At 65.1% G+C, this 19,568-nt stretch carries 25 protein-coding genes; 15 read left to right on the top strand and 10 right to left on the bottom strand.

All coding sequences use genetic code 11. The features are described 5' to 3' along the window. The first annotated feature begins 40 nt into the window (after nt 1-40). Together UNPF46_RS15400 and UNPF46_RS15395 are read left to right on the top strand one after the other, a co-directional pair. Nucleotides 41-562 carry an MOSC domain-containing protein gene (locus tag UNPF46_RS15400; protein WP_100177214.1) on the top strand — a complete coding sequence of 174 codons (522 nt, stop codon included), beginning with the start codon at nt 41-43 and terminating at the stop codon, nt 560-562. Then, the gene (locus UNPF46_RS15395) at nt 559-1,515 is read left to right on the top strand and encodes a PDR/VanB family oxidoreductase (RefSeq protein WP_142250549.1); all 957 of its coding nucleotides are present in this window, start codon (nt 559-561) and stop codon (nt 1,513-1,515) included. The genes UNPF46_RS15400 and UNPF46_RS15395 overlap by 4 nt, the downstream gene beginning before the upstream one ends. Nucleotides 1,516-1,524: 9 nt before the next feature. On the opposite strand, the gene UNPF46_RS15390 is transcribed toward UNPF46_RS15395, so the two are convergent. Next, the gene (locus tag UNPF46_RS15390) at nt 1,525-1,734 is read right to left on the bottom strand and encodes a hypothetical protein (protein ID WP_142250548.1); all 210 of its coding nucleotides are present in this window, start codon (nt 1,732-1,734) and stop codon (nt 1,525-1,527) included. 93 nt (nt 1,735-1,827) lie between these two features. Continuing rightward, on the bottom strand, nt 1,828-2,166 hold the full coding sequence (gene yidD, locus UNPF46_RS15385; RefSeq protein ID WP_100177217.1) for a membrane protein insertion efficiency factor YidD: 339 nt from the start codon (nt 2,164-2,166) through the stop codon (nt 1,828-1,830). Nucleotides 2,167-2,395: 229 nt separating this feature from the next. Here yidD and UNPF46_RS15380 point away from each other — a divergent pair, with 229 nt between their 5' ends. Beyond that, nucleotides 2,396-3,289: a COG3904 family protein gene (locus UNPF46_RS15380; protein WP_142250547.1), complete on the top strand. Its 894-nt coding sequence runs from the start codon at nt 2,396-2,398 to the stop codon at nt 3,287-3,289. An 83-nt stretch (nt 3,290-3,372) separates the two neighbouring features. Here the strand turns inward: UNPF46_RS15380 and UNPF46_RS15375 are convergent, their stop codons facing one another. Beyond that, nucleotides 3,373-3,840 carry an iron-sulfur cluster assembly scaffold protein gene (locus UNPF46_RS15375; protein WP_100177219.1) on the bottom strand — a complete coding sequence of 156 codons (468 nt, stop codon included), beginning with the start codon at nt 3,838-3,840 and terminating at the stop codon, nt 3,373-3,375. A gap of 249 nt (nt 3,841-4,089) precedes the next feature. Here UNPF46_RS15375 and folE point away from each other — a divergent pair, with 249 nt between their 5' ends. From folE to UNPF46_RS15355, 4 genes are all read left to right on the top strand, one after another. After that, nucleotides 4,090-4,767: a GTP cyclohydrolase I FolE gene (gene folE / locus UNPF46_RS15370; protein WP_100177220.1), complete on the top strand. Its 678-nt coding sequence runs from the start codon at nt 4,090-4,092 to the stop codon at nt 4,765-4,767. A 30-nt stretch (nt 4,768-4,797) separates the two neighbouring features. Further along, entirely contained in the window at nt 4,798-5,220 is a 423-nt protein-coding gene (gene hisI, locus UNPF46_RS15365; protein ID WP_142250546.1) for a phosphoribosyl-AMP cyclohydrolase, read from the top strand. Between the two features lie 175 nt (nt 5,221-5,395). Further along, entirely contained in the window at nt 5,396-6,463 is a 1,068-nt protein-coding gene (locus UNPF46_RS15360; RefSeq protein WP_142250545.1) for a lytic transglycosylase domain-containing protein, read from the top strand. 322 nt (nt 6,464-6,785) lie between these two features. Beyond that, nucleotides 6,786-7,961, top strand: a complete 1,176-nt coding sequence (locus UNPF46_RS15355) for a DUF2336 domain-containing protein (RefSeq protein ID WP_142250544.1) — start codon at nt 6,786-6,788, stop codon at nt 7,959-7,961. A gap of 167 nt (nt 7,962-8,128) precedes the next feature. Here UNPF46_RS15355 and UNPF46_RS15350 read toward each other — a convergent pair whose 3' ends face one another. Next, nucleotides 8,129-8,707, bottom strand: coding sequence for an Hpt domain-containing protein (locus UNPF46_RS15350; protein WP_100177224.1), 579 nt, complete (start codon nt 8,705-8,707; stop codon nt 8,129-8,131). A gap of 29 nt (nt 8,708-8,736) precedes the next feature. Continuing rightward, entirely contained in the window at nt 8,737-9,282 is a 546-nt protein-coding gene (locus UNPF46_RS15345; protein ID WP_011088265.1) for a response regulator, read from the bottom strand. Nucleotides 9,283-9,451: 169 nt separating this feature from the next. On the opposite strand from UNPF46_RS15345, the gene UNPF46_RS15340 reads away from it, so the two are divergent. Genes UNPF46_RS15340 through UNPF46_RS15330 form a run of 3 tightly spaced genes read left to right on the top strand, consistent with a single transcriptional unit; the run spans nt 9,452 to nt 10,909 of the window. Continuing rightward, nucleotides 9,452-10,015 carry a DUF2975 domain-containing protein gene (locus UNPF46_RS15340; RefSeq protein WP_142250543.1) on the top strand — a complete coding sequence of 188 codons (564 nt, stop codon included), beginning with the start codon at nt 9,452-9,454 and terminating at the stop codon, nt 10,013-10,015. A 2-nt stretch (nt 10,016-10,017) separates the two neighbouring features. Beyond that, on the top strand, nt 10,018-10,272 hold the full coding sequence (locus tag UNPF46_RS15335; protein ID WP_142250542.1) for a helix-turn-helix domain-containing protein: 255 nt from the start codon (nt 10,018-10,020) through the stop codon (nt 10,270-10,272). Nucleotides 10,273-10,324: 52 nt separating this feature from the next. Continuing rightward, nucleotides 10,325-10,909 (top strand): hypothetical protein, encoded by a 585-nt coding sequence (locus tag UNPF46_RS15330; protein WP_142250541.1) that lies wholly within the window; start codon nt 10,325-10,327, stop codon nt 10,907-10,909. Here UNPF46_RS15330 and UNPF46_RS15325 read toward each other — a convergent pair. After that, nucleotides 10,903-11,682 (bottom strand): NAD kinase, encoded by a 780-nt coding sequence (locus UNPF46_RS15325; RefSeq protein ID WP_100177228.1) that lies wholly within the window; start codon nt 11,680-11,682, stop codon nt 10,903-10,905. The genes UNPF46_RS15330 and UNPF46_RS15325 overlap by 7 nt on opposite strands. 242 nt (nt 11,683-11,924) lie before the next feature. Here UNPF46_RS15325 and UNPF46_RS15320 point away from each other — a divergent pair, with 242 nt between their 5' ends. After that, nucleotides 11,925-13,493 carry a S10 family peptidase gene (locus UNPF46_RS15320; protein WP_142250540.1) on the top strand — a complete coding sequence of 523 codons (1,569 nt, stop codon included), beginning with the start codon at nt 11,925-11,927 and terminating at the stop codon, nt 13,491-13,493. Here UNPF46_RS15320 and UNPF46_RS15315 read toward each other — a convergent pair. Both UNPF46_RS15315 and UNPF46_RS15310 read right to left on the bottom strand, forming a co-directional pair. Then, nucleotides 13,483-14,868, bottom strand: coding sequence for a serine hydrolase domain-containing protein (locus UNPF46_RS15315; protein WP_142250539.1), 1,386 nt, complete (start codon nt 14,866-14,868; stop codon nt 13,483-13,485). The genes UNPF46_RS15320 and UNPF46_RS15315 overlap by 11 nt on opposite strands. Nucleotides 14,869-14,979: 111 nt before the next feature. Continuing rightward, a complete protein-coding gene (locus tag UNPF46_RS15310; protein WP_142250538.1) occupies nt 14,980-15,522 on the bottom strand; it encodes a tetratricopeptide repeat protein in 543 nt (180 codons plus the stop codon). 244 nt (nt 15,523-15,766) lie between these two features. Between UNPF46_RS15310 and UNPF46_RS15305 the strand changes: the two genes are divergently transcribed. The 4 genes from UNPF46_RS15305 (at nt 15,767) to UNPF46_RS38630 (ending at nt 18,265) form a co-directional block, all read left to right on the top strand. After that, nucleotides 15,767-16,135, top strand: coding sequence for a His-rich protein BRANT (locus UNPF46_RS15305; RefSeq protein ID WP_100177232.1), 369 nt, complete (start codon nt 15,767-15,769; stop codon nt 16,133-16,135). A gap of 213 nt (nt 16,136-16,348) precedes the next feature. Further along, complete coding sequence (locus UNPF46_RS15300; RefSeq protein WP_174718920.1) at nt 16,349-16,783, top strand: hypothetical protein; 435 nt, start codon at nt 16,349-16,351, stop codon at nt 16,781-16,783. 286 nt (nt 16,784-17,069) lie between these two features. Continuing rightward, complete coding sequence (locus tag UNPF46_RS15295; RefSeq protein ID WP_181769944.1) at nt 17,070-17,777, top strand: outer membrane protein; 708 nt, start codon at nt 17,070-17,072, stop codon at nt 17,775-17,777. Between the two features lie 245 nt (nt 17,778-18,022). After that, a complete protein-coding gene (locus UNPF46_RS38630; protein WP_100177233.1) occupies nt 18,023-18,265 on the top strand; it encodes a DUF6719 family protein in 243 nt (80 codons plus the stop codon). 27 nt (nt 18,266-18,292) lie between these two features. Here UNPF46_RS38630 and UNPF46_RS15285 read toward each other — a convergent pair whose 3' ends face one another. Further along, on the bottom strand, nt 18,293-18,547 hold the full coding sequence (locus UNPF46_RS15285) for a hypothetical protein (protein ID WP_100177234.1): 255 nt from the start codon (nt 18,545-18,547) through the stop codon (nt 18,293-18,295). A 293-nt stretch (nt 18,548-18,840) separates the two neighbouring features. After that, a complete protein-coding gene (locus tag UNPF46_RS15280; RefSeq protein ID WP_142250536.1) occupies nt 18,841-19,215 on the bottom strand; it encodes a hypothetical protein in 375 nt (124 codons plus the stop codon). Between the last annotated feature and the right edge of the window lie 353 nt (nt 19,216-19,568).

Genomic DNA, 19,568 nt, shown 5'->3' with positions numbered 1-19,568 from the left:
CCTCTGGCGGTGCGCCATCGTTCCTCAAGGGGAAATTGTCATGCTCGATACGATCAACACCGGCCCGGCGCAGGGCGCAGCGCAGCTCGGTTGGACCGGCGTGGTGCGCTTCCTTCACTTGACCCCGCGCGCGTTCCTGCCGATGCGTGCCGCGGATAAGATCAACCTCGTTGCCGGCCGGGGAATCGAAGGCGACCGCTACATGATCGGCAACGAGGAGGGATTTTACTCGCACAAGCCCGAAGAGGGCCGGCAGGTCACCCTGTTCGAGCTCGAGACGCTGGTCGCGCTCAAGCGCGACGCGGGCATCGTACTCGGCCCCGAGGAGCATCGGCGCAACGTCACGGTCGAAGGCGTGCCGCTGAATCATCTGGTCGGCCGCCGCTTCTGGCTTGGCGAGACCCTGCTGGAAGCGACGCGGCTGTCGGTGCCGTGCCGGCATATCGAGGAGATCACCGGCAAGGCGATCTTTGATCCCCTGATCAATCGCTCCGGCCTCAACTGCAAGATCCTGCAAGGTGGCGTCGTGAAGGTGGGCGATATCGTGCGGAATGCGGCATGAAGGCGCGCCCGATCACGACGGTCAAAACGATCCTCACCGGCATCGAGGCGGCGGGAACAGGCATCAAGCTGTTGACGCTGGCCGATCCCGACCGCTGGGAGCTGCCGCCGTTCAAGCCGGGCGCGCATATCGACCTGCATCTGCCGAACGGGCTCGTGCGTACCTATTCGCTGTGCAACGAGCCCGCCGACAACACGCGCTATGTCATTGCGGTCAAGCGCGAGGCGGAGGGGCGTGGTGGTTCGCGTGCGCTTCATGACGAGGTTGGAATCGGCGACGTCATTGGCGTCTCGCTGCCGCGCGGCGGGCTCGAGCCCGATGCGCGCATCGGGCGCTACGTGTTCGTCGCTGGCGGCATCGGAGTGACGCCGTTCCTGTCCATGGCGCGGCATCTCGAACGAGCGGAGCAGGCCGAATTCACGCTGCATCTGATCGTACGCGAGGAGGTGCCGCTTGCCGCGCATCTCGGCGCGCTGATCGAACGGGGCCGTGTCGTGGTGCACCGGACGTCTCGGACCGGGCGTCCTGATCTCGCGACGCTTGTCGGGGAGGGCGGATCGGAGACGCTGGTTGGCTGCTGCGGCCCTGAAGGCATGACCGACGATTTCGAGCGGGTGACCGCCGCGTGGCCCGCGGCCAATGTTCATATCGAGCGCTTCGTCGCGCCGCCGCCGGTCATCGATCCCGACGCCAAGCCGTTCACGCTGTCGCTGGCGCGCTCGGGCACCGAGATCCAGGTCCGGGCCGGCCAGACCATGCTGGCCGCGTTGCAGGAAGGAGGCATCGACATCGCGACCTCCTGTTGCGGCGGCATCTGCGGCGCCTGCAAGGTCGGATGGATCGAGGGCAAGCCGGTGCATCGCGACCGGATCCTGTCGCCGTATGAGCGCGAACGCTATCTCATGGTGTGCGTCGCCGGATCGGACACAGAACGGCTGGTGCTGGACCTGTAGGATTCGGTACTACCAGTGCACGCTCTGGCTTGGTTCGACGAACGCCGTCGTGCTCGGCGGCGTCGCAAGGCTCGAAGCCAGATACCAGCCAGAACCCAGCACGAGCGTCAGCAAGGCGACGATCGCGATCAGGTCCATGGTGCGGGGGTCGTGGTGCCGCCTGGGGCCGGGGATGGGCCCAGGCTTGAGGTGCAGATGAGGGCTGATTTTCCAGCGCATTGTTTGTTTCCTCCCGAGGGAGCACCAAAACAACGCGGGAGGAACCTCTAAGGTTCCGCAGGGGTCGCCGAGGCGCAGCACGGCGCCTCAATCTCAGGATGCGTTGACGCCGCGCCAGCGGCCGTAACGCCAAGGCAGATACCAGCGCGCGCCTTGCGGCGCGGCGAGCGGCACATTGTCGATACCCGACGTGCCGAAAGGATTGCAACGCAGCAGCCGTGCGAGCGTCATCCAGCCGCCGGCCCAGAGGCCGAAGCGTTCGATCGCCTCGTCGCCATATACGGAGCAAGTCGGCAGATGCCGGCAATTGTAGCCGACCAGCGGCGACAGCGTGTGCCGGTAAAGCCAGATCAGCGCACGGCCGAGTCGGCGCGGGAGCCGAAGCGCCCCTTCGAGCGAACTGGAACAGTGCCCGCAGGCTGAATGCTTCATGTGCGCTGTGCCGTCAGGTTAAGCGATGAGGTGCCCGGTTCCGCCGCAGGGAACTGTAAGCTGTTGTTTGTGCGCCATATTTTGCATGCTTTTTGGGAGCAGTGCAGCAAGTACCTATGGACGATCTGTATTCCCCCGGATACCATTTTTGTGACGTCCATGTGTAGACTCGACAGACGTAAAACGGGGCTTGCCTGAATCGCCTCTGGGGCTTGGGGAAGGGACCAGTTTGAAAGTTCTGAAGTCGCTCAATCTTCGCGGCTGGTTGCTTGTGGGAACCGCCGTCTGTGGAGTCGTGCTGGCTGGCGCCGTCGCGACATTCGGCTCATCTGCCCGGGCCGGCGGCGCTCTGGAAGAGCGCAAGCTGCCGATGAAGTTCAGCTGGATTGCCTGCGAGCCGAATTGCCGCGGCTGGGTCAGCGCGGTCGGCATCATCACTGCCGACACGCCGAAGGATTTCGAAGAATTTTCTCGCGGCCGCCAGCTCGGCGGCGCCACCGTGGTGCTCGATTCCAGCGGCGGTTCCGTCAATGACGCGATCACGCTCGGCCGTCGCTTCCGCAATCTCGGCCTCCTGACCACGGTCGGCGTCAGCCTGCGCGGCGGTCAGTCGGCCCGTCCCGCCGTCGCGTCCGAGGCCTATTGCGAATCCATGTGCGTGTTCCTGCTGCTCGCCGGGAAGAAGCGCTACGTGCCGGAAGCGGCCCATGTCCGCGTCCACCAGATCTGGATGGGCGACCGCGCCGACGATGCCAAGGCGGCGAGCTACAGCGCGCAGGACCTCATGATCGTGGAGCGCGACATCGGCCGTCTCGCCAAATACACTTTCGATATGGGCGGCGCCGGTGACCTGCTGTCGCTCGCTCTCAGCGTTCCGCCCTGGGAAGATCTCCACGAGCTGGACGCCGGCGAGCTCAAGCTCACCAATCTCGTGACGACCGATCTCGTCGCCGACGTGCTGCCGCATGTGGACATCTCCGCGTCGGCGATGGCGGAGCTCGCGCCGAAGACGCAGGCGAGGTTCGGCGCGGAACCGGAGCAGCCGGCCAAGTCGACCAAGACGGCGGAAGCCCTGGTGCCGACCGGCGGCGTGGCCGCGCCGGCGGCTGCGACGCAGAAGTAAGCTCTCAAATCCTGGAAATCTCGCGCTGCAATCTCTGGATTCCGGGTTCGTCGCTTGCGACGTCCCGGAACGATCAAGAGAGGTCAGCCCTGCGCCGCGGCCGGCTGTTTGGTGCCGGACTTCGTCTTGGCTTCGATCTGGCCGATGGCATCGACCACGGCATCGAAGGTGAGAAGGGTGGAGGCGTGGCGGGCCTTGTAGTCGCGGACCGGCTCGAGGAATTTGATGTCCTCCCACTTGCCTTCAGGAGGGGCACCGTTCTCCTTCAGCATCTTGCGAACAGTTTCGCGTAACTCGCGGAGTTCGCTCGCAGTCGAACCGACAACCCGACTTGCCATGATGGATGAAGAGGCTTGTCCGAGCGCGCAGGCCTTCACGTCATGGGCGAAGTCGGTCACGGTGTCGCCGGTCATCTTGAGATCGACCTTGACGGTCGAGCCGCACAGCTTGGAGTGGGCCGTGGCGGTGGCATCGGGGTCCGACAGCCGTCCGAGACGTGGAATATTGCCCGCCAGCTCGATGATCCGCTTGTTATAAATGTCGTTCAGCATGTGATGGAGTCCAGCACTTCCATGCCCACTTCCGCCCTCGATCGGCCTTGGCGGGCGCCGTCCAGGGACCTATATAGGGTCGGAACGGGCGGAAAAACAGTCCGGCGGTGCGGCGGTGATCCAGGTTCGCGCCGTCAACGTTATGATCGCAGGACCTTTCGCCAAAACTGTTCTGTTCAGGCGTCCGGCGGCTTGGCCGCCCCGTCTGCCGGTGACACTCCGGCCGTAAGGCCGTCGAACGGAGTCGATATGGACGCAACAATCAAGCCGATCCGCCCCAACAAGCAGCTCGAGAGCCGTCCGGCCGAGCTGGACCCCGCCGAATTCCTCGCGGCCGCCGTCCGCGCCGACCAGCCGCGCCCGGCGCGCGCCGAGGCGGAAGCGGCGGTCAAGACGCTGCTCGCCTATATCGGCGAGAATACCGAGCGTGAAGGCCTGCTCGACACGCCGCGCCGCGTGGTCGAGGCCTTCGACGAGCTCTATCAGGGTTATCACCAGTGCCCGGCCGAGGTGCTCGACCGCACGTTCGGCGAGACCGCCGGCTACGACGATTTCGTGCTGGTGCGCGACATCGAGTTCACCTCCCAGTGCGAGCACCACATGATGCCGTTCTACGGCAAGGCGCACATCGCCTATACGCCGGTGGAACGCGTCGTCGGCCTGTCCAAGCTCGCCCGCCTGACCGACATCTTCGCCCGCCGGCTCCAGACCCAGGAGCATCTGACGGCGCAGATCGCGGCGGCCATCGACGAGGTCCTCAAGCCCCGCGGTGTGGCCGTGCTGATCGAGGCCGAGCATACCTGCATGTCGGTGCGCGGCGTCGCCAAGCATGGCGCCTCCACCTTCACCAGCCGCTTCACCGGCATGTTCCGCGACAATCCGGCGGAGCAGGCCCGTTTCCTGTCCCTGGTGCGAGGCACGCGCTGACCTCGCGAATAGATCGGCGCGAGGTCGCCCATGTCTGCTCACTCCCACGAGATCGAGGAAGGCTTGTCCTTCCTGCCGCGCTTCGATGCGAACGGGCTCGTGACTGTCGTCGCGACCGACGTCGCCAGCGGCGACGTGCTCATGGTCGCGCACATGAATGACGAGGCGCTGCGCAAGACGATCGCGACCGGCGAGGCCTGGTACTTCAGCCGCTCGCGCAAGGCCTTGTGGCAAAAAGGTGAGACTTCAGGTCAAACCCAGCGCGTGGTCGAGATGCGCACCGATTGCGATCAGGACGCGGTCTGGATTCGTGTCGAGCAGATCGGGGCCGCCTGCCACACCGGCCGGCGCTCGTGCTTCTACCGCAAGGTCGAGGCCGAGGGCGGCGGGGCCAAGCTGGTCTTCACCGATGCCGAGCGACTGTTCGATCCGGACACGGTCTACAAGAGGTAGCTCGGTGTCATTCCGGGGCGCGCGAAGCGCGAGCCCGGAATCCATCGTGCGGCATGACGCGTAGTGGAATGGATTCCGGGTTCGCACCTGCGGTGCGCCCCGGAATGACCGATCGGGCCGAATTAACCCCGCATTAACCATACCTGTCCCACGGTGAGACGACAGGGCGTCCGAATTGCCGGCGCCACTCAACGCCGCGCGAGGCGGGCACGTCATCATGTCGGTCGACAATTCCAGTGCCACGCAGACGGCCGCTCTCGATCCGACGCGGGCACGCGTTGCCGGTGCGATCAAGCAGGCCTCGAACGTCACCGGCGTCAGCTTCCAGTACATGCTGACCACCGCCAAGATGGAATCGGATTTCGATCCGACGGCGGGAGCCTCCACCTCGTCGGCGCACGGGCTCTACCAGTTCATCGACCAGACCTGGCTCGGCACGGTGAAGGAGGCCGGGACCCAGCTCGGCTACGGCAACTATTCCGATGCCATCACCCGGACGTCGTCAGGCACCTACACCGTCGACGATCCCGCGATGAAGCGCTCGATCATGAAGCTGCGCGACGATCCGGAAGCTGCATCCAGCATGGCCGCCGCGCTGACGCAGTCGAACAGCTTCAAGCTCACCGGTCTGCTCGGGCGCAGGCCGAGCGACAGCGAGCTCTACATGGCGCATTTCATGGGCGTCGGCGGCGCCGCAAAGCTGATCGCCAATGCCGAGGACAATCCGCAAGCGGTCGGCGCGCGGCTGTTTCCCAATGCCGCCTCCGCCAACCGCTCGATCTTCTACGCCAAGGACGGCCGCGCCCGCAGCGTCTCCGAGGTCTACTCCGTACTGGACGCGCGCTATGCCAGCGCGGCGAATTCGAAAGTGACGCGCAGCGCGATGGCGATGTATGGCGGCACGCCGTCGACCACGCAGGTCGCGAGCGCGAATGGCGTGCAGCCGACCGCACCTGTTGTCGACAACGCGGCTTATCTCCAGACTTTTCCCAACACCAACACCAACGCCGTGACGCCGGTCGGCGCGACGTCATCGACGACGGTCGCTGACAATACGCCGGTCGCGCCGGCCTTCCGCTCGATCTACCAGCCCGGCGATGCCACGCAGCCGGTTTCGACCACGGTGCAAAAATTGTGGGGCAACAACGCCTCGCTCACCTCGGTGGCCTCGGCCACGCCCGACGTGCGTCCGCCGCAGCCGCTCGATCTCTTCAGCGACCGCAGCGGCACGTTCAGCAGCTGATATCGTAGGCGCACAACGACGGGGTATGTGCGAGAGTATCTCTTCCTCTCGTGTCCCGGACGCGCTGCAGCGTGAAACGCTGCTGCGTTGAGCCGGGACCCATGCGTCGCCGGCTTCCACTCTCAAATTATGGGCTCTGCAACACATCACTTCGTGCTGCGCTGCGTCCGGGGCACGCGAGCGGAGGCGACTTTGTTCCCTTAACAAATCATCAACAAAACCAGCCAGTTATGGTGAACGCTTTGTTAAGCGTCGTGGTTTATTTTGTGTTGTAGGTGACGAGCCGTCACCATTTTCGTTTGTTGTGTAAGCCGGAAGCAGCATGATTGTTCGGCAGTTCATCAATTGGATCAGGACCGCGCCCGCCGGCGAGCGGGCGGAGGCGACCCGGGCGTTGGCCCGGGCCTGGCTGATCTCGGATCTCTCCCATGACGACCGCATCGCCGCCGAGGGTGCGCTGCTGATGCTGCTCGACGATCCCTCGCCGCTGGTGCGGCAGGCGATGGCCGAGGCCTTTGCGCGCAGCGCGGAGGCGCCGGCGTCGATCGTGCGGGCGCTGTCGGCGGACCAGCCGACGGTGGCGCTACCCGTGCTCGAACATTCTCCCTTGCTGATCGACGCCGACCTCGTCGACATCGTCGCCACCGGCAATGACGACGTGCAATGCGCGGTTGCCCGCCGCATCGCGCTGCCGGTGTCGGTCTGCGCCGCCATCGCCGAAGTCGGCTGTGCAGCGGCCGCGCTGGAGCTGATCGAAAATCCCCATGCCGAGCTGGCGCCGTTCTCCTGGAATCGCATCGTCGAGCGCCACGGCCATCTGGCCGCGATCCGCGAGGCGATGCTGGTGCTGGATGATCTGCCGTCCGCAACCCGCGCCGCGTTGGTGGCAAAGCTCTCCGAGACGCTGGCGCAATTCGTCGTGGCACGGAACTGGCTGAGCGCCGATCGCGCCGACCGCATCACGGTCGAGGCGCGTGACCGCTCCACCATCAACATCGCGGCGCGCTCGCGCGGCGAGGACATGCAGGGCCTGGTGCATCACCTCCGCGTCACGGGCCAGCTGACCGCCGGCCTGATCCTGCGCGCGCTGCTGTCGAGCAATCTCGATCTGTTCGACGCGGCGCTGGCCGAGCTTGCCGATCTGCCGCTGGCGCGCGTCACCGCGCTGCTGCACGACCGCGGCGGCAACAGCCTGCACGCGCTGCTGCGCCGGGCCGGGCTGCCCGAGGCGACGTTCGCTGCGTTCCAGGTCGCGCTCGATGCCTGCCACGAGCAGGGCTTTGTCGACAGCGACGACGGCGCGGTGCGGCTGCGCCGGCGCATGGTCGAGCGGGTGCTCACCCATTGCGAGACCGACCGCGGCGCCACCGAGCCGCTGATGGTCCTGTTGCGCCGCTTCGCCACGGAATCGGCGCGCGAAGAGGCAAGGCTGTTCTGCGACGAGCTGGTCGCGGACGAGGCGATCGATCCGGTGTACGAGGATCTGATCGCGGCGTAGCGAGATGCCGTGGGGCAGGCAAGGGCGCCAAGCGCCGTGCTCACGATTTCTCAGTGATAACGGGGTAAGAAGACGTGGGCACGCTACGATTCTGATCGTGGAGATAGAGCCGGGCCTTTCAACATCGTCGCGAGTTTTTCGCAATGACGAGCGGAGAGAGCGGGGGCTTACTCCGCCGGCGCGATGCTCGGCGCCAGGATCACCTCGAGATGCTCGGGGCGGTCGCGGTTGACCTGGGTCAGATAGTCGTCGGCGACCTTGCGCAGGCGGCGGCTGAGCTCGGCGGAGACGCTGATGCTGTCGAGCTTGGTGTTCTCGTGCACGATGGCGAGGATGGCGTTGATGTGGTGCGTGAACAGCTCGGCCGGGACCTTTTCCAGATCAGGCGCGTGCTCGATGACGCGGCACAGGCTCTCGGCGATTCCCGCCGCAGCCGGATAGCCGAATGTCGCGGCGTCGCCCTTGATGTCGTGGGCGGCGTGAAACAGCTCGTTGCGCCGTTCCCTGGTGAAGCCATCATTGCGGATGGCGACATAGGCGGCCGACAGGCGGTTGACCTCGATCGTCATCCAGTCCTTGAACTCGCCGGAGAGGCCCGCGAGCGCCTGCTCGGCGCGGCCGACCGGATCGTCCAGGTCCTTCTCGTCGACGCGGCGCAGCACCTTGCGTAGCGGGTTGGGCTGCGTGATGATCTGGTGCGTGGCGAAGGCCTTGACCTCGATGTCCTTTGCGCTGTTCTTCGCCATGATGCCTGCCTCGTCTGAAGACGCCTGCGCTAGATGGTGGAGCGGGCCTTGTCGAGCAGCGAGGGCTGCTGCAGCACCTCGTGCTTTTCGCCGACGCGGCGCTCGGGGCCCATATAGGCGGAGTTGGTGTTGCGGCGCCGGTCCGGACCGAAATAGGTCTTGGTCTTGATGAAGGGCCGGGGATTGGCGACGACGTTGAGGATGCGCTGATAGAGTCCCTTGGCCGAGATCGGCTTGGCCAGGAATTCGGTGACGCCGGCATCGCGCGCCACCGTGACGCGGCGCTTCTCGGAATGACCTGTCAGCATGATGATCGGCGCGTAAGGATTACCCTTGGATTCCGGCTGCCGGATCATCTGCGCGAGCTCGAGCCCGTCGAAGATCGGCATCGCCCAGTCGGTGATGACGATATCAGGCACGTAATGGCTGTACATTTCCAGCGCCGTGGCGCCGTCCTCGGCTTCATAGACCTCGCGCGCGCCGAACGAATGCAGCAGCGTGCGCAGGATGCGGCGCATGTGCGGATTGTCGTCGCAGACGAGGAAGCGCAGCTTGTTGAAGTCGATACGGAACATGACGCCTGGGCCAGAGCGGTCAACCTTCGTTAACCATATCGTGGCGGGGGTTAACGAAGGGTTGCTGCTGCATTTGGAGACGCCCTCAGAGGGGAATGACGGAATATCGTAATTCTGCCATTTTTTATCGTAAAACAATAAAATATACCATTGCACAGGAGCTAGTCCGATGAGCGTGATCGCGTTTCCTTACTCCTCACCGGTCGAGCCGCGGTTGCGGCGCATCGGACGGATCGTGGCCATCGGCGCGATTCTCTGCGTCGCGGGAGCGGTGCTTGCGGTCCCGCTGCTCTGGTCGAGCGACGAGGTGTTGCGGCACTGGATCGCGACACAGTCCCCGCTGGGTGCGCGGCCCTTCACGCTCCATGCCGGCACGCGCCTCATTGGCGCGCTGATCAGCCTGATTGGCCTTGCACCTGTCCTCTACGCCTTGTGGCAGCTCTCGATGCTGTTCTCCCGGTTTGCGCGCGGCGAGGTCTTCGTGACCGAAAATGCCTGGCGTATCCGCCGCATGGGTCTGGCGCTGATCGTCAATTCGTTGATGTCGCCGCTGGTGCAGATGCTCACCACGATCAATCTGACGCGGGCGAACGAACCAGGCCAGATCGTGGTCATGTTCGGCATCGAGCAGTCGCAGGTGCTGTCGGTGCTGAGTGGCCTCGCGCTCGTCGCCTTCGCCACCGTGATGGCCGATGCCGTCCGCCTCTGGCACGAGAACAGCGAGATCATCTGACCATGCCGATCATCGTCAATCTCGACGTCATGCTCGCCCGGCGCAAGATCAGGTCGCGCGAGCTCGCCGCGCGCATCGAGCTCACGGAGGCCAACGTCTCCCTGCTGAAGTCGGGCAAGGTGCGGGGCATCCGCTTCGACACGCTGGAGCGGATCTGCGCCGTGCTCGACTGCCAGCCCGGCGATATCCTCGAATACGTCCCCGACTGTGCCGACGACGCGCAGGACGCGCGCGCGGCCGGCCGCAAGTCGGCCTAGCCAAACCCGTTCAGCTCAAGCCCCTTTCAACTCTGGACTGGAGACGTCTGCGATGAACCGCCTCGTGCGCGTTCTTGTGAGCGCGGCTGCGCTCGCGCTTGCCGGTTGCAGCTCGGTGCCGCTGACATCGATCCCGCGGCTCGCCCGCATCGATGCCAAGACCACGGATCTGTCGATGCTGCGCGTCGCCGTGCAACTGCCCGAGGTGCTGCGGCCGCGTTCGGGCGGCGTCAAGCTCGACGTCGTCACAAAGCTGGCGGGCGAGGCGGAGGCCAAAACGAGTTTTGCCATGGTGGAGATGAGCGAGGCGCGAGATCGCGCCGGCCTGCCTGCGCCGCCGCAGGGCTCGGCAACCTACGCCTATCGCTTGTCTCCGGGAGATGCGGCGCGCTTCGAGGCACTGCGCGCCGCCATGGTCGAGCAGGGGAAGCAAGGCAAGCGCGGGTCGATGGGGCTCGGCGTGGCGGCGAAGGAATTTTGTCGGACGAACGCGGCACCGCAGGCCTCGCTGCCCGTCGCGATCTATCTGATGACTTCGGAGACGAAGAGCTTCGTCCCCGTCGTCAGGGATTTCGACATGCTCTCCGATCCCGCTTTGGCCGGCGGCCTGGACTCGATTCAGCCTTGCGCTCAGTAGCCGAACTGCTCGCGCAGAATACGCTCTTCCAGGCTATGCCCGGGGTCGAACATCATCCGCATCGAGATGGTCTTGTCTGACAAGACCTCGACGCGGCGGACGTCGCGCACCTCGTCATGGTCGGCGACCGCCGCCACGGGGCGCTTGTCGCCCTCCAGCACCTCGATCACGACATAGGCCGTGTTTGGCAGCAGCGCGCCGCGCCAGCGGCGCGGGCGGAAGGCGCTGATCGGGGTCAGCGCCAGGAGAGCGGCGTTGATCGGCAGGATCGGTCCCTGCGCCGACAAATTGTAGGCGGTCGAGCCGGCCGGGGTTGCCACCATGATCCCGTCGGCGATCAGCTCCGGCATGCGCTCGCGCTCGTCGATCATGATCCGCAGGCGCGCCGCCTGGTAGGTCTGCCGGAACAGGGCGACCTCGTTGATGGCGTGGTGCAGATGGACGCGGTCGTTGACGTCGGTCGCGCGCATCAGAAGCGGATTGATCTCGGATTCATGCGCGGCTTCGAGCCGCGCGCGCAGATCGTGCGTCGAGTATTCGTTCATCAGGAAGCCGACGGTGCCGCGATGCATGCCGTAGATCGGCTTTCCCGTGCGCATGTTCTGGTGCAGCGTCTGGAGCATCAGCCCGTCGCCGCCGAGCGCGACCACGATGTCGGCCTCCTCAAGGGCGCAATTGCCATAGTCCCTGGTGAGCTGGGCATAGGCGGCCTGCGCCTCGCTGCTCGGGCTGGCAACGAAGGCGATGCGGTCGTATCGCTGGGGCTTGGTCATGGTTTGTCGGGCAGGGCCGCTGGCTGGAGAAAGTTCCGCCGGGCTCGTCTATACGAGGTGGGCCTCTATTGTCGAGGATGACCGCCTCTCAAGGCAAACGGGCGATTGTCGTTCCGGAGAACAAAACGGGTTGATTTGAGCCAGCCGAGGCCGCGCCATCGACCAATGATCCCGCAAACCGTCGCAATTCCTCGCTAGCTTTGGTGTGCATCGGCTATGACAGCCGGGCAGGGAGACCAATCATGCTCACGATCTTGCCGACGTTGCGACGAACCGGGCTCGTGCTGGCCATCTCCACGGTCGCGCTCGCAAGCGTCGCGCGCGCGGACGATCCGCAGCAGCCGCGCGCCGAGGCGGCCGCGCCGGCGGGACAGAAGGGTGGGCGCGCCGGCAACGCGCAAAGCGCGCCGCAGGCTTCGCCGTCGGCGGCCGAGCTGCATCGTCTTCCGCCTGACACGACCACGCAGCAGACGCTGGATCTGCCCGGCCGTAACCTCAACTTCGCCGCGACCGCCGGCTCCATCCGCGTGTTCGATGGCAAGGGGGAGCCGCTCGCCGACATCGCCTATACGTCCTATCAGCTCGACGGCGCCGACCGCGCCACGCGCCCGGTCACGTTCCTGTTCAACGGCGGGCCCGGCGCGTCCTCGGCGTGGCTCCAGTTCGGCGCGGCCGGCCCGTGGCGGCTGCCGCTCGATGGCGAGGGGTTGTCGCCGTCGGCCTCGCCCGAGGTGAAGCCGAACGCGGAGACCTGGCTCGACTTCACCGATCTCGTCTTCATCGATCCCGTCAGCACGGGCTACAGCCGCTTCGTCGCAAGCGGCGAGGACGCGCGCAAGTCGTTCTATTCGGTCGACGGCGATGCCAACACCATCGCGCTGGTGATCCGCCGCTGGCTCGAGAGGCACGACCGGCTGACCTCGCCGAAATACGTCGCAGGCGAGAGCTATGGCGGCATTCGCGGGCCGAAGGTCGTGCGCCAGTTGCAGATCCAGCATGGCGTCGGCATCAAGGGCCTGATCCTGGTGTCGCCGCTATTGGACTTCCGCGAGTTCACTGGCACCAGCCTCCTGCAATATGTCGCGACGCTGCCGAGCTATGTGGCCGTCGCGCGCGCGGCCAAAGGACCGGTCAAACACGCCGATCTTGCAGACGTCGAGGCTTACGCGCGCGGCGAGTTTCTGGCCGACCTCGTCAAGGGCGAGGCGGACAAGGAGGCCACCAATCGTCTGGCCGACAAGGTCGCCGCGCTCACCGGTATCGACCAGGCGGTGAGCCGCAGGCTCGCCGGCCGCTTCGACGTCGGTGAATTCCGCCGCGAGCTCGACCGCAAGAACGGCAAGGTGACGGGACGCTACGATGCTTCGGTGCGGGGCTTCGATCCCTATCCGGATTCCAGCAGCTCGCGGTTCGGCGATCCCTCAGGCGATGCGCTCCAGGCGCCGCTGACGAGCGCCGCGGTCGACGTGCTCTCGCGCAAGCTCAACTGGCGGCCGGACGGCTCCTATGAAGTGCTCAACGGCGCCGTGGAAGGTCACTGGGATTTCGGCCGCGGCATCAACCCGCCGCAATCGGTGTCCGAGCTGCGCCAGATCCTCGCCACCGATGCCAAGCTGAACGTGCTGGTCGCGCACGGCCTGTTCGACCTCGCGACGCCCTATTTCGGAACGAAGCGGGTGCTCGACCAGATGCCGGCCTTCGCGACGCAGCGGGTGAAGTTCGTGGTCTATCCCGGCGGCCACATGTTCTATTCCCAAGGCGGCTCGCGCCAGGCGTTTCGCAGCGAGGTCGAGGCACTGATCAGGGAGTAGGGCGGCGCTTGCGTGGCGGATAGCGGCGCGCGATCTCCTTCGCAACGACGCCTTCTGGCTTGAGGTTGGCCCCCGCGATCCAGATGTCGCTGACCTTGCCGCGCTTGTCGCGGATCCGGCGCACGGGTTCGCCATGGCTGGAATAGCCGGCGGCCCAGGCGAGCTTGCCGGTGTCGCGGCCGGTGACCTCGATCTCGGCGGCATCCATGAACGGATTGATGAACTGCGGATTGGCGACCAGCACGCGGTTGCCTGCGGGGACGAGATCGGTCGCGCCCCAGATCGTCCACCAGCGGCCGGTCCAGTCGCGCAGGCGGCGGTCGGGTGCGCCGCGTGTCTTGAAGGTGCGCAGGATCTGCATCGCGCCGTCCATCCAGAACGGCGCCCCGCCGTCGATGGAGTTGCTGATGATGCTGATCGCGAGCTCGCACGCCGGGATCGAGCAGGTCCGGGAGATGTAGCCCTGGAAGTGTCCGCCGTGACCGAACCAGTCCCAGCCGTCGGTCTTGCCGACGTTGATGCCGAGGCCGTAATAGGCCTCGATGCTCTGTGGGATGCGCCAGTGATGCCGCGTCATCTCGCGGCGGCTCGCCACTGACAGCACGCTCCTTCTGGCGTTGGGGGCGAGCTGGGCGAAGAAGCGGGCAGTGTCGCCGGCGGTGGCGGCGAAGCCGGTGGCGGACGCCATCGCCTGCGTGGGATTGTCGCCGGGGATCACGCAGCGCACGCCGAGCGGCAGCCGTCGTGTGTGGCCGCGCGCGAACCGCGCGCCCTTGGGAAGCGGTGCGTCCGGCGCGATCTCGCGAAGTCCCGCAGCCTCGACGATCTCGCGCTTGATCCAGGCGGAGTAGGTCTGCTCCGAAATGGCCTCGATCACGAGGCCGAGCAGGCCAAAGCCGTGATTGGAATATTTGAAGCGGGTGCCGGGCTCGATCGCGGTCGGCAGCTTCAGCTCCGCGAGCAGCTCCTTCGCGTCGAGATAGGGACGGCGATCGATGAACTGGCCGGAATCGGCGCCGTCGCGCGTCAGCCCGGCGCTGTGCGACAGCACCTGAGCGATGGTGGTCTCGGCGACGCGCGGATGGAGGCCGCCGACATATTGGCCGACTGCATCGTCGAGCCGGAGCTTGCGCTGCTCGCGCAGCTTCATGATGCCGGCCGCGGTAAAGCTCTTCGAGAGTGAGGCGATGCGACAGAGATGGCGGGGTGTGAGCTTTTCGCCGGTGTCGAGATTGGCAAGACCGAACGCGTGCTCGGCGACGATTTCGCCGCGATGAGCGAAGGCGACGATGACTCCTGGCTGCTGGATTGTCGTCAGTTGAAATTCGATCCAAGAGCCGATGTAGTCGATCGCGGATCGCAGCCACTTGTCCATTGCGCACCAATTTGCGGGGGAAATATCTGGTGCGGAAAGCTAGCCGACAAAGCGGAACGGGCACAACCCCAGAGGTTGTGCCCGTTCGCGTCGTTCGAAGATGCGATGTCTTCAGTAGACGAGCGTCGCGCCGGTCGGTTTGTCGAGCGCCGCGGCGAGCGAGCGATATTCGGAGCTGTCGGTGCCGGCGAGCGAGGCGATCTTGCCGAGGTGGTACTGCGCCTGTTCGCGGTTGCCCTGCTCGAGCTGCCATAGGCCGTAATACTGCCAGGTGCGGACGTGGTTCGGATCGTCCTTCAGCGCCAGCTCGTAATAGACCTTCGACGACTGGTAGTCGCCGAGCTTGCGATAGGAGTAGCCGATCAGGTTGGCGACGTCGGCGACGTCGTCGCGCTTGAGGGACTTCAGCTGACCGATCGCGCCGGTGTAGTCGTGGTTGTCGTAGATCGTGGTGTAGGCGGTGCGATAGGCCGCGAGGAATTTCGGATCGTTGACGGAAGAGCTCTTCTTCTTGCCCTTCTTGGACGAGGAGTCCGACTTTGGCGGCGAAGAGGGCTCGTCACTGCCGGCGGCATAGGCGCTGGACAGCACCGGTGCGGCCGCCAGCGACATGGCGACGAGTCCCGGCACGACAAGCATTGAGAGTTTGCGCATCTAAGTTCTCCCGTATGGAACGTGGCGATCCTACACGATTGCCCGAAGACCGGAACACCCGTCCGGCAAAAACATTCCCGCATCGCACGATCCCCCGGCGCAGATGACAAACTTGTCATCGAGATGAACGGAAGCCTGCAATCGGCTTCAGATCGGGTTCAGAGCGCGCGCCCTAGGCTCCCACCTACGATCGAAGGGGTAGCGAGAGGGCGCCGCCTCGAGATCCTTTCAAGAGGAGACCACCATGCTGAAGACCATTTCCGCAGCTTTGCTCGCCGCTTCCGTGATTGCAGCCCCGGCCTTTGCTGCCGAGGCCGGCAAGACCACCACGACCACCCCGGTGATCAAGGCTGACCAGAGCCAGACCAAGGCCTCGACCACCGCCGCGAAACCCGAAGCCGGCGTCAAGGCCGATACGAAGGCCGCCGACGTCAAGGCGGACGCCAAGGTGGACAGCAAGTCGAAGGCGATGAACGCCAATGCGGCCGTGACGCCGGACGAGCACAAGACGGTGCGCAAGCATCGCCATCACCACAAGCACCTGTCGGCCAAGAAGTCGCTGAAGGCGCAGCCGGACCTGACCAAGCCGGCGACCACCGAGAAGCGCAGCTAACGACTGATCCTGCGCGGCGGCATCCCAAGCATTGCCCCGCCGCCGCGTCGGAATCTCAGGCCCGGCCCGCCGTCTCGGCGCTTTCCGCGAAAGCGGAAGAGGCCGGCGGCGGGACGGTGCGTGCGTCGCAAAGCCCCTGCGGAGGCGAATTCCCTTTGCACGACCTAGCGGCTAGAAGGTCTGCCGAGTCTGATCGAGCGGAGCGCGTGACCTGTGGGGCGATTGGCGAAACATACGGTGCGCCTGGCGTTGATCCTGGCCTTGCCGCTGGCGCTTGCGGCCTGTTTCGGCAGCGACAGCGACCGTCCGACCTTCATGGGCGGGACCCAGGCCGGCGGGCCGCAGCCCTTTCCGGACAATTTCCGCAGCGACACGCTGGCGCTGATGCGCACCTATCTCAACAACCCGGTCGGTGTGCGCGAGGCCAGCATGGCCGAGCCGGTCCAGCGCGAAGTCGGCGGCCGGCAGTTCTACGTCAGCTGCCTGCATTTCACCCCGCGCGAGAGCGACGGCAGCTACAAGGCCATGCGCGAGCGCGCCGTCATCTTCGTCAACGGACGGGCGGATCGTGTCGTCGATCGGACCAATGAACTCTGCGCCGGCGCGGTTTACGCACCCTTTCCGGAACTCGAAAAGATGACGCGGTAGCACAAAGCCGGCCTTCATCGCTCCCTGCTAGAACGATCGGCGCCGGAGCTGCCGGATCACATTTCGGGGAGCTTTGAACGGGGCGATTTCGTCGTGCGACAAATCGTTACGGAGGGCCGTGCGCAGGCAAAAAAACAGCCGGCGCGGGGCGACGTGACGGAACAAAATCGCGATGTTGCCACCCCGTCACAGTAACGAACGATCAACGTTCCGGCATCGCCGCGAAGCAACCCAATTCACGCCACGTTGTTTCCTGAGTGTCGTAAATGAAAGAACGGGGATGATCATGAAATCGATTTTGCTGGGTGCAGCCGCTCTGCTTGCGCTGGTCGCGCCGGCCGCAGCCGCGGACATGCAGCCGCGCACCTACGCCAAGGCTCCGGCCTATACGCCGCCTGCGGTGATCTATAACTGGACCGGCTTCTACATCGGCGGCCATGTCGGCGGCGCGCTCGCCGGCGACAGCAGCTTCCAGTCCAGCGACGCCCGGTTCCTGGGCGGCGTGCAGGGCGGATTCGACTACCAGTTCGCGCCCAATTGGGTGGTGGGTATCGAGGCCCAGTATTCCTGGCTGCCGACCAACAATAACGGTGTCACGTTCCCGCTGGGCACGCAGGTGACCTCCAACACCGACCAGCTCGGGTCGGTGACCGGCCGCATCGGTTACACCTGGGGTCCGACGCTGCTCTACGCCAAGGGCGGTTACGCCTGGCGCAATGGCGGCCTCGGCGTCAACGTCGCCGGCGTACCGCAGGCCTTCACCACCACCGGCAACAGCAAGGACGGCTACACCGTCGGCGCCGGCCTCGAATACATGTTCGCGCCGAACTGGTCGGCCAAGGCCGAATATCAGTACTATAATTTCGGCAGCACCACCTTCACCTCCGGTCCGGCCGACATCGTCGGCGTCCGCGGCCGGGAGGACGAGCATACCGTCAAGGTCGGTGTGAACTACCGCTTCGGCTGGGGCGGTCCGGCAGCCTCGCGCTACTGACCCTCCACTGCGCCAAACTCTGACAAAGGCCGGCTTCCCGCCGGCCTTTCGTCTGTCCGCCGTCTCCCGCCAGCATTTGCAATGCGTGAACCATCTGGCGCGTCATTTGCAGACAAACATTCCGGCGCGCGCCTTCTCACGCGCGTCATGGGATCCAGGTAAAGCAAAAATAATTTTTGCTGCTTACGGAACTCGCGCTCCGGAAAGCGTTATATGAGAATTACCGGGCTGGTGGGACGACGGACATGCGTATCTTGGTGTCGGCAGTGGTGCTCTCGTGCTCCTTTTCCCTGCCGTGCTCTGCACAGACAATCCTCAAATCCGAGCCTCTGATGCTGGCACCCTATGAGGTGGCTTTCGTCAAGGACGCATCCTGTCCGTCGGGCAAGGTGCTGAAGGTCACCGGCGCCATCCGCGGGCTGCATCGCCGCAAGGCCTGCGTGCCCATGCCGGGTGAGCAGGCCTCCCTCGCGTCGGCGACACCCTGATCCTCTGCCGCTTTCGCCGGCAAAACCTCACGAATTCAGCTCGAGCTCCATTCTGGACTGGCGTTCGGCCTCCGCCTTGTTCTTGGCGGGATCCTCGCCCTGGGCGGCCCGGCAGGGCCTGATCTCGTAGTCATTGTCGAGCACCCGGCGCGGCCCTGGACGGTCGTCGTCGGCACTGACATCCACGACCAGGCCACTCCGCTGCGCGAGCTTCCAGACATCGGATTCGCTCGGATAGGCCTTGCTGATCTGGGCGTCGTTGCAGAACAGGGCGTAGGGCATTCTTCCCGCTCCTGGAAAGCCCGTTAACGGGTTCGCAGGCCGACAGGTTCCAGGCTGTGGGTGATCACGGGCCCGTGATCGGGGCCTCGGACCCTGAGTCCTTAACGAGTCCTGAATCGCGAAAAAAAGAATCCCCGGGACTCATTTGCCGGAATCAGCGGATGTTTTCCGCCATGACCAGTGACCTGAAGACCTCTTGCGGGCACATGCTCCTGCCGCTGACGCTGGCGCTATTCGGCGCCTGCGCGGCCAATCTTTTGCTGGTCTGGTCCTGGCTGTAGGGGCCGGTCGGCCTATTTCTTGACCAACGGGCCGGAGGCGTCGCGGATGGCGGCGCGCAGTTTGGTCAGGGTTTCGGCACAATACTCCTCCCGCTCGCGCTCGAACCGCTCCTGATGCTTGCGGAAATTGGCGATGCGGGCCTGCATCTCGGTGCGGAAGTCACCGATCGGCCGCGGTGGCGGGAGAGGCGCGGGCGGGGGCGGCGGGGGAGCTTTCTCCAGCTCGACCTCGACGGTGACAGTCTCGACAGTGACAACCTCCGTCGTCACCGTCGACGCGACCTGGGTCCCCTCAGGCAAAAGGACGTCATCCTTTTTGCCGGTTACCGATTGGACGAAGGCCAGTGTCTGCGCGATCAGTGCGTCGCGTTCCCTGATCCATTTCATGATCCACCTCAGCCACCCCCATTCCACCAAAGCGGCTGCGTCGAATCAAGGCGGTTGACAAGGGATTGCATATTTTTCCCGGTCGCCCGAAAGTGGACCAAATGGATTCCGGAACAGAACGTTCGGACGAAGCGGAGGGCCTGAGGCTCATCCGCGCGTTCCTGTCGCTACCGCCCGACAAGCGGGCGGAGGTGATCGCATTTGTGGAGGAATTGGCACGTGCGCAAAGCCGGTCCGAGGAGGGTACGGAGGCATCGCCAAGGTGAGCGCGCTAGAGCGTTTTCGAGCGAAGTGGACACCGGTTCGCGTGAAGAAAACGCGTCAAAACAAGAATCTAGAGCTTCGGTTCTGAT

This window comes from Bradyrhizobium sp. UNPF46 (assembly GCF_006658625.1).
Lineage (GTDB): Bacteria > Pseudomonadota > Alphaproteobacteria > Rhizobiales > Xanthobacteraceae > Bradyrhizobium > Bradyrhizobium nitroreducens.
The sequence above is the reverse complement of the archived record's forward strand: the minus strand, read 5'-3'. Positions and strand labels throughout refer to the sequence as shown.

What these genes read in the sequence shown, in the direction of transcription:
- UNPF46_RS15390 (WP_142250548.1), bottom strand. Translation starts at nt 1,734, where the DNA reads ATGCGCTGGAAAATCAGCCCTCATCTGCACCTCAAGCCTGGGCCCATC.
- UNPF46_RS15375 (WP_100177219.1), bottom strand. Translation starts at nt 3,840, where the DNA reads ATGCTGAACGACATTTATAACAAGCGGATCATCGAGCTGGCGGGCAAT.
- UNPF46_RS15310 (WP_142250538.1), bottom strand. Translation starts at nt 15,522, where the DNA reads ATGCGCAAACTCTCAATGCTTGTCGTGCCGGGACTCGTCGCCATGTCG.
- UNPF46_RS15315 (WP_142250539.1), bottom strand. Translation starts at nt 14,868, where the DNA reads ATGGACAAGTGGCTGCGATCCGCGATCGACTACATCGGCTCTTGGATC.
- UNPF46_RS15350 (WP_100177224.1), bottom strand. Translation starts at nt 8,707, where the DNA reads ATGGCGAAGAACAGCGCAAAGGACATCGAGGTCAAGGCCTTCGCCACG.
- yidD (WP_100177217.1), bottom strand. Translation starts at nt 2,166, where the DNA reads ATGAAGCATTCAGCCTGCGGGCACTGTTCCAGTTCGCTCGAAGGGGCG.
- folE (WP_100177220.1), top strand. Translation starts at nt 4,090, where the DNA reads ATGGACGCAACAATCAAGCCGATCCGCCCCAACAAGCAGCTCGAGAGC.
- UNPF46_RS15330 (WP_142250541.1), top strand. Translation starts at nt 10,325, where the DNA reads ATGAACCGCCTCGTGCGCGTTCTTGTGAGCGCGGCTGCGCTCGCGCTT.
- UNPF46_RS15325 (WP_100177228.1), bottom strand. Translation starts at nt 11,682, where the DNA reads ATGACCAAGCCCCAGCGATACGACCGCATCGCCTTCGTTGCCAGCCCG.
- UNPF46_RS38630 (WP_100177233.1), top strand. Translation starts at nt 18,023, where the DNA reads ATGCGTATCTTGGTGTCGGCAGTGGTGCTCTCGTGCTCCTTTTCCCTG.
- UNPF46_RS15280 (WP_142250536.1), bottom strand. Translation starts at nt 19,215, where the DNA reads ATGAAATGGATCAGGGAACGCGACGCACTGATCGCGCAGACACTGGCC.
- UNPF46_RS15335 (WP_142250542.1), top strand. Translation starts at nt 10,018, where the DNA reads ATGCCGATCATCGTCAATCTCGACGTCATGCTCGCCCGGCGCAAGATC.
- UNPF46_RS15320 (WP_142250540.1), top strand. Translation starts at nt 11,925, where the DNA reads ATGCTCACGATCTTGCCGACGTTGCGACGAACCGGGCTCGTGCTGGCC.
- UNPF46_RS15345 (WP_011088265.1), bottom strand. Translation starts at nt 9,282, where the DNA reads ATGTTCCGTATCGACTTCAACAAGCTGCGCTTCCTCGTCTGCGACGAC.
- UNPF46_RS15295 (WP_181769944.1), top strand. Translation starts at nt 17,070, where the DNA reads ATGAAATCGATTTTGCTGGGTGCAGCCGCTCTGCTTGCGCTGGTCGCG.
- UNPF46_RS15400 (WP_100177214.1), top strand. Translation starts at nt 41, where the DNA reads ATGCTCGATACGATCAACACCGGCCCGGCGCAGGGCGCAGCGCAGCTC.
- hisI (WP_142250546.1), top strand. Translation starts at nt 4,798, where the DNA reads ATGTCTGCTCACTCCCACGAGATCGAGGAAGGCTTGTCCTTCCTGCCG.
- UNPF46_RS15340 (WP_142250543.1), top strand. Translation starts at nt 9,452, where the DNA reads ATGAGCGTGATCGCGTTTCCTTACTCCTCACCGGTCGAGCCGCGGTTG.
- UNPF46_RS15285 (WP_100177234.1), bottom strand. Translation starts at nt 18,547, where the DNA reads ATGCCCTACGCCCTGTTCTGCAACGACGCCCAGATCAGCAAGGCCTAT.
- UNPF46_RS15355 (WP_142250544.1), top strand. Translation starts at nt 6,786, where the DNA reads ATGATTGTTCGGCAGTTCATCAATTGGATCAGGACCGCGCCCGCCGGC.
- UNPF46_RS15305 (WP_100177232.1), top strand. Translation starts at nt 15,767, where the DNA reads ATGCTGAAGACCATTTCCGCAGCTTTGCTCGCCGCTTCCGTGATTGCA.
- UNPF46_RS15395 (WP_142250549.1), top strand. Translation starts at nt 559, where the DNA reads ATGAAGGCGCGCCCGATCACGACGGTCAAAACGATCCTCACCGGCATC.